Below are 12,850 nucleotides of genomic sequence, written 5' to 3' on the forward strand. Positions count from 1 at the left end.
TCATCGAGCAGCACCAGGCTTGCGTTCTTGACGATGGCGCGCGCCAGTGCGGTGCGCTGCTGCTGGCCGCCCGACAGGCTGAGCGGCGTGCGGTCGAGATAGGGCGTCAGCTTGAGAAGAGCGGCGGCTTCACGCACCTGGCTGTCGATCCTGGCCTGCTCGATGCCGGCCACCCGGAGCGGCGAAGCGATGTTCTCATAGACGGTCATCGCCGGATAATTGATGAACTGCTGGTAGACCATGGCGATCTTGCGCTTCTGCACCGGCACGCCGGTGACATTCTGGCCGTCGAACCAGATCGAACCGGAGGTCGGCACGTCCAGGCCGGCCATCAGCCGCATCAGGCTGGTCTTGCCGGAGAGCGTAGGTCCGAGCAGGACGTTGAGCGAGCCGTGCTGGAGCGTCAGCGACACGTCGCTTATATGCTCGGCCGCGCCGACCGCCTTGGTCACGTTTCTCAGTTCCAGCATGACGCCTCCTCCCAGGCCTTCCGCATCAGCTCAAACCCCTCTTCATTCGGCAGCCGCGACATGGCGCCGGCTTATGCCGCGCATGAACTCATCGAGCGCCGCCACCTGCTCGCGGCTGAGATGCAGACCGCGCTTGGTCCGGCGCCACAATACATCTTCCGATGTGACCGCCCATTCGTTTTGAACGAGATAGCGCACCTCGGCCTCGTAGAGATCGGCGCCGAAGTTGCGGCCGAGATCGACGTTCGATTTGGCCAGCCCCAGCAGCATCCTTGCGCGGGTGCCATAGAGCCGGGTCAGCCGGCGAGCCAGGCGCGCGTCGAGGAATGGATAAGCGGTTTTCAATTTCGCCACTTGGGCATCGAAACCGGTGGCCGGGAAATCGCCGCCCGGCAACGGCGCGTTCGCCGTCCATGGCTTGCCGCGTTTGCCGAGAAAACCCTCGATCTTTTCCAGCATCGATTCCGACAGCCGGCGATAGGTGGTGATCTTGCCGCCAAAAGCATTGACGATTGGGGCGGCGCCCTCGCCGCCATCGGCCTTGAGCACGTAGTCGCGCGTCGCTTCCTGCGCCTTGGAGGCTCCGTCATCATAGAGCGGACGGACGGCCGAATAGGTCCAGACGATGTCCGAGCGCTTGACCGGCTGAGCGAAATATTCGCTTGCCGCGGCGCAGAGGTAATCGATCTCGGTGTCGCTGATCTTCACGTCATGCGGATCGCCGGGATAATCCTGGTCGGTGGTGCCGATCAGTGTGAACTCTTCCTCATAGGGAATGGCGAAGATGATGCGGCCATCCTTGTTCTGGAAGAAATAGGCGCGTGGATCGTCGAACTTCCTGGCGATGACAATGTGGCTGCCCTGCACGAGGCGGACATTGTGCACATCGTTCAGCCCGACGACGCCGGACAGCACATGATCGACCCAGGGGCCGGCGGCATTGACCAGCAGTCGCGCCTTGATCTCCTCGGTCTCGCCGCTCTGCAGATCCTCGATCTGGATCGTCCAAAGGCCGTTTTCGCGGCGCGCGCCGGTCACTTTCGTGCGGGTGCGGACCGTGGCGCCGCGGTCGGCGGCATCACGCGCGTTCAGCGCCACCAACCGTGCATCATTGACCCAGCCATCCGAATATTCGAAGGCCTTCTTGAACAGCGGCTTCAAAGGCTTGCCGGCCGGATCCCTGGCCATGTCCAGCGTCCGGGTCGCGGGCAGCAATTTGCGCCCGCCAATGTGATCGTAGAGGAAGAGACCGAGCCTGATCAGCCAGGCCGGACGCAGGCCTTTGGCATAGGGCAGCACGAACCGCATCGGCCAGATGATGTGCGGCGCGTTCTTCCACAAAACCTCGCGCTCCATCAGCGCCTCTCGCACCAGGCGGAATTCGTAGAATTCGAGGTAGCGCAGGCCGCCATGGATCAATTTGGTCGAACCCGAGGAGGTTCCGCTGGCGAGGTCGTTCATCTCGGCGAGAAACACGGAAAAGCCACGACCGACGGCATCACGGGCAATGCCGCAGCCATTGATGCCGCCACCTATGACGAAAATGTCACGGATCGGAGATGCGTCCACAATTCCTCCAACGATTTCGCATTGCACCATTTTGGGCTTTTACGAAACCGTGTCGGAATTATTTCGAAATGATAACGAATGTCAAACGAAATATCACGAGCGCGTGATATCGGGCAGAAACCGCCTAGGCGAGCGACGTCTCGATCAACTGAACCTCGGCCTCGTGGCAGATCTTGCGCACTGACGGGATGTCGCAACGATCGGTGATGAAGGTGTTGACCTGCGACAGATGGCCGATGCGCACCGGTGCGGTTCGCTCGAATTTGGTCTGGTCGGAAACCAGGATGACATGCCTTGCATTGGCGATGATCGCCTGCGCCACCTTGACCTCGCGAAAATCGAAATCGAGCAAGGCGCCGTCATGGTCGATGGCGGATGCACCGATCACCGCATAGTCGACCTTGAACTGCCTGATGAAGTCGACCGCCGCTTCGCCGACCACACCGCCATCGGAACCGCGCACGACCCCGCCGGCGATCACCACCTCGATCGAGGGATATATCCGCATCCTATTGGCAACATTGATGTTATTGGTGATGACCATGAGCCCGTTGTGATCGAGCAACGCCTTGCTGACCGACTCGGTCGTGGTGCCGATGTTGATGAACAGCGAGGCATTGTCGGGGATCAGCCTGGCGGCCGCACGGCCGATCGCCTCCTTCTCGTCGGCGGCGATCTTGCGTCTCGCCTCATATTCCATGTTCTCGATGCCGGAGGGATACAACGCGCCGCCATGGATGCGCGAGAGCAGCCGCTGGTCGCACAAATCGTTGAGGTCCTTGCGTATGGTCTGCGGCGTCACATTGAAGTGGGTGGCCAGATCATCGACCAGCACGCGGCCATGATCCTTGGCCATCTGGATAATCTCGGCATGGCGCGGCGACAGATACATAGGCAACCTCCCATTTTCGTTTTTCTTGTCTATAGTCGAAAACGAAGCCGATGAAAAGGCATGAGCCGGCTAATGAAATGCATGTGATTGCCAAGGTGAATACGAACGCAAACCAGATCGTGCCCGATCAATCCATTGCGCGCGCGATTTCCGTGATGACGGTGAAGGCCGTATCAACATCGGCGGCGGTCGCCTCGAACTGGCCGACCTGGAAGCGGATTGCGATCCTGCCATCGACCTTCGTCTGCGTCAGGTAGATGCGGCCATCGTCGTTGATCGCATTGACCAGGCGCAGATTGTGCTCGTCCGCGTCGGTTGCGATCTTGTGTCGGAACGAGAACAACGACAGCATCGGTTCGCTGACGATCTCGAAATCCGGCTCCCTTGCCAGCCGCGCCGCCAGCGCTTCGCTCCACCCGACATGATTGCGGATCATCGTGCGCAGATTTTCCAGGCCATGGGCGCGCAGCAGGAACCACAATTTCAGCGCGCGAAATCGCCTGCCAAGCGGCACCGACCATTCGGAATAGTTGATGATGCCGTCGTGGCCGTGTGTCTTCAGATAATCCGGCTTGATGGCCAGCGTCCTCACATGGCTTTCGGGATCGCGCAGGAACTGGATAGAGCAGTCGAACTGGGCGCCCAGCCATTTGTGCGGATTGAAAACGATTGAATCGGCGCCTTCGACGCCTGTCCAGAAATGCCGATACTCCGGACAGATCATCGCCGATCCCGCCCATGCGGCGTCGACGTGAAGATAAAGCCCATGCCGCCGTGCGACCTCGACAACCGCTGCAATATCGTCGGTGCCGCCGGTGCTGGTGCCGCCGACGCAAGCGATGATGCCGGCCGGCAGCATGCCGGCTTCCCTGTCGGCGATGATTGCCGCCTCGAGTGCCGCCGTGTCCATGGCGCGAAAGCGGCCGCCGACCGGAATGCGCACGAGATTGTCCTCGCCGATGCCGGACACCCAGATCGCCCGGTCGATCGACGTGTGCACCTGGTCGGAGGAATAGATGCGCAGCCGCGTCTGCCCTGCCAGGCCTTGTCTGTTGCCTTGCCAGTCGAGCGCCCGTTCGCGCATGGTCAGCACCGCGGCCAGTGTCGCCGACGAGGCTGAATCCTGGATCACCCCGGAAAACCCTTCGGGCAGGCCGAGCGCCTGGCGCATCCAGTCGACGGTGCGCGTTTCGAGTTCGGTCGCCGCCGGCGACGTCTGCCAGAGCATGCATTGCGCGGCCATCGCCGAAACCAGATATTCCGCCACCACCGAAACCGGCGCCGCATTGGCCGGGAAATAGGCGAAGAAGCGGGGATGCTGCCAATGCGTCATTCCCGGCAGGATCTTCTCTTCGAAGTCGGCGAAGATCCGGTCCATCGGCTCGGCGTCTTCGGGCGGAGAAGCCTCAATGCTTCGAAAAATGTCGCCCGGTTCGACCAGCGGCCGCACCGGCCGCTCGCGTAGCGTATTGCGGTAGTCGGCGCCCCAGTCGGCGGCGCGGCGCGACCATTGCCGGAAATCATCGTTGTTCATCCTGTCCTCCCGACATGATCGACCGCCACCATCCATCGCGGCTGGTCTCTTTATTAATTAACGCGTGAAATAGATGCAACCGACAACGGATGCCGCACGCCTCAGCCCGGGAAATCCGGCAGGCTGGCAAAGGCCGTCTTCAGCGCATTCGACCAGCCGTCGGAGATCGTGCGGTAATACTGGTCGTCCTGGCCGATCCGCTTCTTCAATCCAACCTTGAAGGCGTCCTTCTCCAGGAACAGCAGGTCGAGCGGCAAGCCGACGGACAGGTTCGACTTCAACGTCGAATCGAACGACACCAAAAGCAGCTTCACCGTCTCGGCGAGGCTCATCGTCTTTTCGTAGGCGCGGATGATGATCGGCTTGCCGTATTTGGTCTCGCCGATCTGGAAAAACGGCGTGTCATCGGTCGATTCGATGAAATTGCCTTCGGGATAGATCATGAACAGGCGCGGCTCGCTGCCCTTGATCTGACCGCCGAGGATAAAGGAGGCATTGAAATAGGAATCCGCCTTCTCGCCGGCGGGCGACGAATTGGCGATGACCTCCTTGACCGTGTCGCCAACAATGCGGACCGTTTGGTACATCGACGGCGTTTCGAGCAGCGTGGAATGTCTTTCGGAGATCGCCTTGGTGCGCTCGTCAAGCAGGCTGACCACGGCCTGCGTCGTCGCCAGATTGCCCGCCGACATCAAAACGATGACGCGCTCGCCCGGCTCTTCCCAGACATGCATCTTGCGAAAGGTAGAGATGGAATCCATGCCTGCATTGGTGCGCGTGTCCGACATGAACACGAGCCCGCGATCGATCTTCAGGCCAACGCAATAGGTCATGGAATCTCTTCTAGAGCAATTCCAGGAAAAGTGTGAAGCGGTTTTCCGTCCGGAATTGCGTTGAAACAAGGGGATAGAGCGGTTCGGCGTTTCCTTGAAACGATGAATCGCTCGGCAGCAATCTTGCGAGGATTACTGCTCCACCGTGACGGTGACCGCAAGCTGTTCTTCCGCCTGTCCCAGCCGAATTCCCGACACCGGCGTGGCGTCGCGGTAATCGCGGCCCGTTGCCACCTTTACATAACGCTCGTCGGGTGAAATGCCATTGGCGGCATCGAAGGCAACCCAGCCGAGACCCGAAACATGCGCCTCGGCCCAGGCATGGCTGGCCGCCTGCTCGACCGTGGCTTCCAGCATCAGATAGCCGCTGACATAGCGGGCCGGAAAGCCCATGGCACGCGCCGCGGCGGCAAAGATATGTGTATGATCCTGGCAGACCCCGGTTTTCAGCGCCAAGGCTTCCTCCGCCGGCGTCGTCGCACTGGTGGTGCCGGGCGTGTAGACAACGCGCTCGCCGATGACAGCCATCAGCCGGTGCAGCCTTTCGATGTCGCTGCCCTTGCCGACCGATGCGGCGAGTTCGCGGATACCGCTGCCGATCGTCGTCAATGGTGTTTCATGGCTGTACAGCCAGAGCGGCGTAAAGCCTTGATGTGGCCCTGAGACACCCGCGGTGTCGCGCGTCACCACTTCGCCCGACGCCTCGACGGTGATGAAGTCGCGCTCGCCCTCGACGCTCAACAGCCTTGTGTCATTGCCGAAATGGTCGACAAAGCGAACTTCTTCGCGCGCGCCTTCGATGGTCAAGGCCCAGGACAGAACGGTCTGCGTCGACCCGCTGACCGGGAGCAGCCGCAGCCGCTGCAACAGATAGTGCACCGGCGCGTCGTAGCGGTATTCGGTCCGATGGGTGATCTTCAGCCGCATGCTTCTATTCCGTTTGTGAGCACGATCTCCGGACAAACGGTTTCATTTGTCTGAGAAAACCGGCTCCCACCTTTCGGGACCATGCTCAATTGAACCGGTAATCTTGTGCGATCTCTTCGCCCAGCTTGGTGTTGTCGCGAATGAAATTGGCCAGGAACTCATGCAGCCCGGCGTCGAATATGCCCTTGATCGACCCGGCTCTCAGCATTGTCTGCGTCTTCTCGGCCGTTGCGTGGCAGGCATGGCGTTCGCCGTAATCGTCGCCGAGGAATTTCAGGTGCTCCGACAGGAAGCGATAGCAGAACATCAGCGAACGCGGCATGCGGACATTGAGGATCAGATAGTCGGCAATGTTGGTCGGCTTGTAATCGGCGTCGTAGACCCAACGGTAGGAGCGATGCGCCGAGACCGAACGCAGGATCGATTCCCACTGATAATTGTCGAGCGTCGAGCCGACCCAGGAGATCGACGGCAGCAGCACATAATATTTCACGTCGAGGATGCGCGCCGTGTTGTCCGCGCGCTCGACATAGGTGCCGAGCTGCGAGAAGTCGAAGATTTCGTTGCGCAGCATGGTGCCGTAGAACGAGCCGCGGATCAGCGCCGTCTCGCGCTTGATGGCGTCGAGTACGCTGGGCAGGTCGCGCTCGTCGATCGGCTTGGCCAGCATCCGCTTCAGCGACATCCAGGCTTCGTTGATGCTTTCCCAGGTTTCGCGCGTCAGCGCGGTACGCACCATGCGGGCATTGTTGCGGGCCGTCTCGATCGACGCCATCGTGCTCGACGGGTTCGACGTGTCGCGCAACAGGAAGTCGGCGACGTTGGCCGCGGTATAGTCAGAATATTTCTGGCTGAAGGTGACGTCGGAACCGGCGCTGAGCAGCACCGAATTCCACTCTTCCGAGGCACTCTGGGTACGAGTCAGCGCCATGCGCAAACCGGCATCGACCAAGCGCGCCATGTTCTCCGCCCGCTCGATATAGCGATTCATCCAGTAAAGCCCGTTGGCGGTGCGGCCGAGAAGCATATCAACGTGCCCCGATTTTGAGCGAGTAGCGAGTAGCGAGTAGCGAATAGGGAATGCGTCTCATGATTGCTGCGTCCCCCTGCTCGTCTCAATCATCCAGCACCCAAGTATCTTTCGTCCCGCCGCCTTGCGAGGAATTCACGACCAGCGAGCCTTCCTTCAGCGCGACACGCGTGAGGCCGCCCGGCACGATTTGGATGCGATCGGAGACCAGCACATAAGGCCTGAGATCGACATGGCGCGGCGCCAGCCCCTTTTCCGTCAGGATCGGGCATGTCGACAGCGCCAGCGTCGGCTGGGCGATGTAATTCGAAGGTTTCGCCTGGAGTTTCTTGGCAAAGGTCTCGCATTCCTTCTTGGTCGCAGCCGGCCCGACCAGCATGCCGTAGCCGCCGGAACCATGGACTTCCTTGATCACCAGCTCGTCGATGTGCTCGAGCACGTATTTCAGGCTGTCGGGCTCCGAGCAGCGCCAGGTTGGGATGTTGCCCAGGATCGCCTTGCGGCCGGTGTAGAATTCGATGATCTCGGGCATGTAGGAATAGATCGCCTTGTCGTCGGCGATGCCGGTGCCCGGCGCATTGGCGATGGTGATGTTGCCGGCCCGATAGACATCCATGATACCGGGTATGCCAAGCGCCGAATCCGGTCGGAAGGTCAGCGGATCGAGGAAGGAATCGTCCACGCGCCGGTAGAGCACATCGATCTGCTTGTAGCCTTCGGTCGTGCGCATCGCGACATGGCCGTCGACGACGCGCAGATCCTGGCCTTCGACCAGCTGCACGCCCATCTGGTCGGCGAGGAAGGCGTGTTCGAAATAGGCGGAGTTGAAGCTGCCGGGCGTCAGCACCGCAATGGTCGGCGCGCCCTTGGTGCTTTGCGGCCGCACCGCCGCCAGCGACTGGCGCAGAAGCTGCGGGTAGTTTTCCACCGGCCGTACCTTGATCTTCTGGAACAGCTCGGGGAACAGCTGCATCATCGTCTCGCGGTTCTCCAGCATGTAGGAGACGCCCGACGGTGTGCGCGCATTATCCTCCAGCACGTAGAATTCGTCCTCCGAGATGCGGACGATGTCGACGCCGATGATGTGGGTGTAGACGCCGGCCGGCGGCCTGACCCCGATCATCTCCGGCAGGAAGGCCTCGTTCCTGGCGATCAATTCCCTGGGGACGCGCCCTGCGCGCAGGATTTCCTGGCGGTGGTAGATGTCGTCGAGGAAGGCGTTCAGCGCCTGCACGCGCTGCTCGATGCCCTGCGTGAGGCGGCGCCATTCATTGCCTGAAATGATGCGGGGAACGATATCGAACGGGATCAGCCGCTCGGAAGCTTCCTGCTCGCCATAGACGGCGAAGGTGATGCCGGTCTTGCGGAAGACGCGTTCGGCGTCCTGCATCTTCTCGGTCAGCCTGGCCGGATCCTGCTCCTTCAGCCAGCGATCATAAGCCGAATACGGTCTTCTCAATCCGGAGACTTCCGGAAGCATTTCATCGAACGCTGCCAATCGCATACTCCCCTGTGACGCCATTTCACTGGCGTCGCCGGAGAAAATCAAGCGCAATCGGTGATTTGAGAGATACGGGCGATCAGTATGTTGCGCCTGCCCAAAATTGAGGCAGCTAAAATATGACCTTGATCAGCCTTTGCCTCGTGCCCGGGCAAATGCGTTTCCAGGCTAGAAAGCGCGAAACGTGACGACGGTGAACGTGTCCTTGATGCCGGGGAGAATCTGCACCTTCTCATTGACGAAATGGCCGACGTCTTCCTCGTCGTCGACGTAGAATTTGGCGAGCAGATCGTAATTGCCGGCGGTGGAGTAGATTTCCGAGGCGATCTCGGCATCGGCAAGCGCACTGGCAACCTCATAGGATTTGCCGAGCTCGCATTTGATCTGCACGAAAAACGCCTTCATGGCTTCGTCCCGCTAAACGTCCAAGTCCAGCGGCCCTTCTGGCAGACTGGAGGCGGGCTTTCAAGCGCTGGAATGAATGCTCAGCCGGCTCGGGCCTAGGCTACCGCCTGCTGCAACTCCGCCACTGGCGTGGAACTTGTCACCGATCGCCAGTGAATATTCGCAATCGCTGAAACCGCGATGCGCTGCCAAGCGTATGTTATGATGTGTCTTCGGACAGCAGCATTTCGAGGGAAGATATTTCGCGGGATAACGGAGACAGGCCATGCGCCGCGCCTTTTTCGCAATCGCAGTCGTTCCATTCCTCTTCGCGTCGTCGGTATTGGCCGGCGATGCCGAGATCAAGGCGGGCCAGTCCGTCATCGACAGTCAGCTAAAGGCCCTCATCGCCAATGACGGCGCCACCGCCTACAGCTTCGCCGCCCCGAATGTGAAGCGGATCTTCCCGACCGTCGATGCCTTCATGAACATGGTGACCAACGGCTATCCGCCGGTGCGCAAGCCGCGGACCTATTCCTTCGGCAAGGTCGAGGAGACCGCTCCGGGTTCGATCGTCCAGCAGGTGCTGATCGTCGGCCCCGACGGCAAGGATTACGAGGCGGTCTACACGTTGCAGCAACAGCCCGACGGTACGTTCCAGATCACCGGCTGCAGCCTGCGCGCTTCGAATTCGCTCAGCACTTGAGGCCTCACAGCAACGGGATATCGCCCCTCGCCCAGCCCTCGGTGATTTCCGCGCCGCGCGCCTCGAAGGCGCCGGTCTCGATCGCAGCGCGGATGTCCTGCATCAGCTTTTGATAGTAAGAAAGGTTGTTCCAGGTCAAAAGCATAGCACCGAGCGCTTCTTGCGAGCGCACCAGATGATGCAGATAGGCGCGTGAGTAGTCCCGGGTGGCCGGGCAGTCGCTTTCCTCGTCGAGCGGCCGTGGATCGTCGGCATGGCGGGCGTTGCGCAGATTGACCTTGCCGCGCCTTGTATAGGCAAGGCCGTGGCGGCCGGCCCGTGTCGGCATCACGCAGTCGAACATGTCGATGCCGCGCGCCACCGATTTCAGGATATCGTCGGGCGTGCCGACACCCATCAGATAGCGCGGCTTGTCCGCTGGCAGTTCCGGGCAGGTGATGTCGAGCATCTCGAGCATCACCGCTTGCGGTTCGCCGACGGCCAGGCCGCCGACCGCATAGCCCTTCAGCTCCATCGCGCTCAGCGCCTGCGCCGAGCGCTCCCGCAGCGCCGCGTTGTCGCCGCCTTGCACGATGCCGAACATCGCCTTGCCCGGCTGATCGCCGAACGCCGTCTTGCAGCGCTCGGCCCAACGCAACGACAGCTCCATGGCGCGCTCGATTTCCTTCATCTCGGCCGGCAGCGCCGTGCATTCGTCGAGCTGCATCTGGATATCGGAATCGAGCAATCCCTGGATCTCTATCGAACGCTCCGGCGACATCTCGTAGGCGGCGCCATCGATATGCGAGCGGAAGGTGACGCCCTTTTCGGTCAGCTTTCTCAGCTTCGACAGCGACATCACCTGGAAACCGCCGCTGTCGGTCAGGACAGGATGCGGCCAGCGGGCGAACTCGTGCAGGCCACCGAGCCGCGCCACACGCTCGGCGCCGGGCCGCAGCATCAGATGATAGGTGTTGCCCAGGATGATGTCGGCGCCGACACCGCGCACCTGGTCCATATACATGGCCTTGACGGTGCCGCCGGTGCCGACCGGCATGAAGGCCGGCGTGCGGATTTCGCCGCGCGGCATGTCGATCACGCCGCGTCGCGCCTTGCCGTCGGTTGCCAGAACCTTGAAGCTGAACGGCTTAGCCATTGAATTCCTTGTCGTGGATCGGGGCGTCCGGCGCCTGATTGTCGAGCGACTGGCGGTAGTGGATGCAGCCGCGCATGGCGGAATCGAGGTGCTGGCGAATGCCGGCGCGCAGCTTTTTCAATTCCGCATTCAGCGCATAGCGGTCAAAGGCTTGCAGATCATCGTCCATCGCTCGTCTCCGCTCGGAAAAGCAGGCTTGCGTCGCCATAGGAATAGAATCTGTAACGGTTCTCGATCGCATGGGCATAGGCCGCACGCATCGTGTCGAGGCCGCTGAAGGCCGAGACAAGCATGAACAGCGTCGAGCGCGGCAGATGGAAATTGGTCATCAGCACGTCGGCGGTGCGAAAACGGTAGCCGGGCGTGATGAAGATATCGGTCGGACCGGACCACGCAGCCAGAGTACCGTCCTCACGCGCCGCACTCTCCAGCAGTCGCAGCGAGGTCGTGCCGACGGCAACGACGCGCCCGCCTCTTGCTCTTGCGGCATTCAGGGCGTCCGCAGTGGCTTCGCTGACCGAACCGGTCTCGGCATGCATCTTGTGGTCGGCGGTGTCGTCGGCCTTCACCGGCAGGAACGTACCGGCGCCGACATGCAAGGTGACGAAGCGGCGTTCGATGCCCTTGCTGTCAAGCGCTGCAAAAAGCTCCGGCGTGAAATGCAGGCCCGCTGTCGGAGCCGCGACGGCGCCTTCCTCGCTTGCATAGATGGTCTGGTAGTCGGCCCGGTCGCGTTCGTCGTCGTCGCGTTTCGAGGCGATGTAGGGCGGCAGCGGAATGTGGCCGACCGCGTGCAGTGCCTCGTCGAGGAAGGGCCCCGACAGGTCGAAGCCGAGCAGTGCTTCGCCGCCCTCGCCTTTCTCGATCACCGTGGCGTCGAGCTGACCGAGGAAACAGGAATTGCCGTCATGGCCGAAATGGATGCGGTCGCCGGCGGCTATGCGCTTGCCCGGCCGCATGAAGGCCAGCCAGCGGTCCGGCGCCATGCGCATATGCAGCGTGGCTTCGACCTGCGCCGTCGCTTCGCCCCGCCGCCTTATGCCTTTGAGCTGCGCTGGAATGACCTTGGTGTCGTTGAACACCAGCACGTCGCCGGCCCTGAGCAAGGACGGCAGGTCGCCAACCGTCCAGTCATCGAGCCCTTCGCCTGATTTGACCAGAAGCATCTTGGCGCTGTCACGCGGCTGCGCCGGGCGGAGCGCGATGCGCTCCTCCGGCAAGTCGAAGTCAAAGAGATCGACGCGCATCAGTAGAGCCGGACGAGCAGCGCTCCGGCCAAGAGCAGCACCGCGCCGGCAACGCGGCCGAGCGAGATTTCACGCACCGCGACGCCGAGGAAGCCGACGCGGTCGATGAGCATGCCGGCCAGCAACTGGCCGGCGACCAGAAACGCCATCAGCGCGGCAGCACCTATGCGTGGCGTGAGAATCGTCGACAGCGTGACATAGAAACCGCCCAGCATGCCGCCGGCCACGAACAGCCAGGGCGCCGGCGCCTTCCAGTCGAGCGAGATGCCTTGCAGCTTCACCACCGTGACGGAGATGATACCGAGCACGATCGCGCCCGACAGGAACGAAAACGCAGCCGCCGCGACCGGGAGGCCCAAGCCGCGTGCCAGCTGCGAATTGATCGGCGCCTGAATGGCAATGAAGGCGCCGGACAGGATGCCGAGAAGCGACCAGACGACGCCCATCATTGTCGTTTGCCCTTACTTGACGTCGGCCGCGACCTTCAGCGACACGATCTTGTCGGGATCCTGCACCGGCTCGCCGCGCTTGATCTTGTCGACATTGTCCATGCCTTCGATGACCTGGCCCCAGACCGTGTACTGGCGGTTGAGGGAGGCGGCATCGTCGAAGCAGATGAAGA

The 12,850-nt window shown here is 61.5% G+C and carries 15 protein-coding genes; 1 reads left to right on the forward strand and 14 read right to left on the reverse strand.

What is annotated here, in order from left to right; all coding sequences use genetic code 11:
• From EN750_RS03695 to EN750_RS03735, 9 genes are all read right to left on the reverse strand, one after another.
• Positions 1-470 (reverse strand): ABC transporter ATP-binding protein (locus tag EN750_RS03695; protein WP_145967392.1); only part of this gene is annotated, 470 nt, incomplete at its 3' end.
• A 42-nt stretch (positions 471-512) separates the two neighbouring features.
• Positions 513-2,039 (reverse strand): glycerol-3-phosphate dehydrogenase, encoded by a 1,527-nt coding sequence (gene glpD, locus EN750_RS03700; RefSeq protein WP_127395663.1) that lies wholly within the window; start codon positions 2,037-2,039, stop codon positions 513-515.
• 124 nt (positions 2,040-2,163) lie between these two features.
• Positions 2,164-2,931, reverse strand: coding sequence for a DeoR/GlpR family DNA-binding transcription regulator (locus EN750_RS03705; RefSeq protein WP_127395664.1), 768 nt, complete (start codon positions 2,929-2,931; stop codon positions 2,164-2,166).
• A 127-nt stretch (positions 2,932-3,058) separates the two neighbouring features.
• Entirely contained in the window at positions 3,059-4,465 is a 1,407-nt protein-coding gene (locus EN750_RS03710) for an aspartate aminotransferase family protein (RefSeq protein ID WP_127395665.1), read from the reverse strand.
• A 101-nt stretch (positions 4,466-4,566) separates the two neighbouring features.
• Positions 4,567-5,298, reverse strand: coding sequence for a peptidase (locus tag EN750_RS03715; protein WP_013531816.1), 732 nt, complete (start codon positions 5,296-5,298; stop codon positions 4,567-4,569).
• A 132-nt stretch (positions 5,299-5,430) separates the two neighbouring features.
• The gene (locus EN750_RS03720) at positions 5,431-6,225 is read right to left on the reverse strand and encodes a transglutaminase family protein (RefSeq protein WP_127395666.1); all 795 of its coding nucleotides are present in this window, start codon (positions 6,223-6,225) and stop codon (positions 5,431-5,433) included.
• A gap of 85 nt (positions 6,226-6,310) precedes the next feature.
• A complete protein-coding gene (locus EN750_RS03725; protein ID WP_027036710.1) occupies positions 6,311-7,252 on the reverse strand; it encodes an alpha-E domain-containing protein in 942 nt (313 codons plus the stop codon).
• Between the two features lie 88 nt (positions 7,253-7,340).
• On the reverse strand, positions 7,341-8,753 hold the full coding sequence (locus EN750_RS03730) for a circularly permuted type 2 ATP-grasp protein (RefSeq protein ID WP_023812984.1): 1,413 nt from the start codon (positions 8,751-8,753) through the stop codon (positions 7,341-7,343).
• A 171-nt stretch (positions 8,754-8,924) separates the two neighbouring features.
• The gene (locus EN750_RS03735) at positions 8,925-9,161 is read right to left on the reverse strand and encodes an Lrp/AsnC family transcriptional regulator (RefSeq protein ID WP_010909609.1); all 237 of its coding nucleotides are present in this window, start codon (positions 9,159-9,161) and stop codon (positions 8,925-8,927) included.
• Positions 9,162-9,426: 265 nt separating this feature from the next.
• On the opposite strand from EN750_RS03735, the gene EN750_RS03740 reads away from it, so the two are divergent.
• Positions 9,427-9,846 (forward strand): DUF4864 domain-containing protein, encoded by a 420-nt coding sequence (locus tag EN750_RS03740; RefSeq protein WP_127269463.1) that lies wholly within the window; start codon positions 9,427-9,429, stop codon positions 9,844-9,846.
• A gap of 4 nt (positions 9,847-9,850) precedes the next feature.
• Here EN750_RS03740 and tgt read toward each other — a convergent pair whose 3' ends face one another.
• The 5 genes from tgt to EN750_RS03760 form a co-directional block, all read right to left on the reverse strand.
• The gene (gene tgt, locus EN750_RS03745) at positions 9,851-10,981 is read right to left on the reverse strand and encodes a tRNA guanosine(34) transglycosylase Tgt (RefSeq protein ID WP_127395667.1); all 1,131 of its coding nucleotides are present in this window, start codon (positions 10,979-10,981) and stop codon (positions 9,851-9,853) included.
• Positions 10,974-11,150, reverse strand: a complete 177-nt coding sequence (locus EN750_RS39290) for a hypothetical protein (RefSeq protein WP_164749036.1) — start codon at positions 11,148-11,150, stop codon at positions 10,974-10,976. Before EN750_RS39290 ends, tgt begins: the two co-directional genes overlap by 8 nt.
• Entirely contained in the window at positions 11,140-12,228 is a 1,089-nt protein-coding gene (gene queA, locus EN750_RS03750; protein ID WP_127395668.1) for a tRNA preQ1(34) S-adenosylmethionine ribosyltransferase-isomerase QueA, read from the reverse strand. The genes EN750_RS39290 and queA overlap by 11 nt, the downstream gene beginning before the upstream one ends.
• Positions 12,228-12,677, reverse strand: coding sequence for a DMT family transporter (locus tag EN750_RS03755; protein ID WP_013531824.1), 450 nt, complete (start codon positions 12,675-12,677; stop codon positions 12,228-12,230). Before EN750_RS03755 ends, queA begins: the two co-directional genes overlap by 1 nt.
• Before the next feature lie 12 nt (positions 12,678-12,689).
• The coding region (locus EN750_RS03760) for a peptidylprolyl isomerase (RefSeq protein WP_189526030.1) at positions 12,690-12,850 on the reverse strand (161 nt) is incomplete at its 5' end.

The sequence above is a fragment of the Mesorhizobium sp. M7A.F.Ca.ET.027.03.2.1 genome, from assembly GCF_003999175.1.
Lineage (GTDB): Bacteria > Pseudomonadota > Alphaproteobacteria > Rhizobiales > Rhizobiaceae > Mesorhizobium.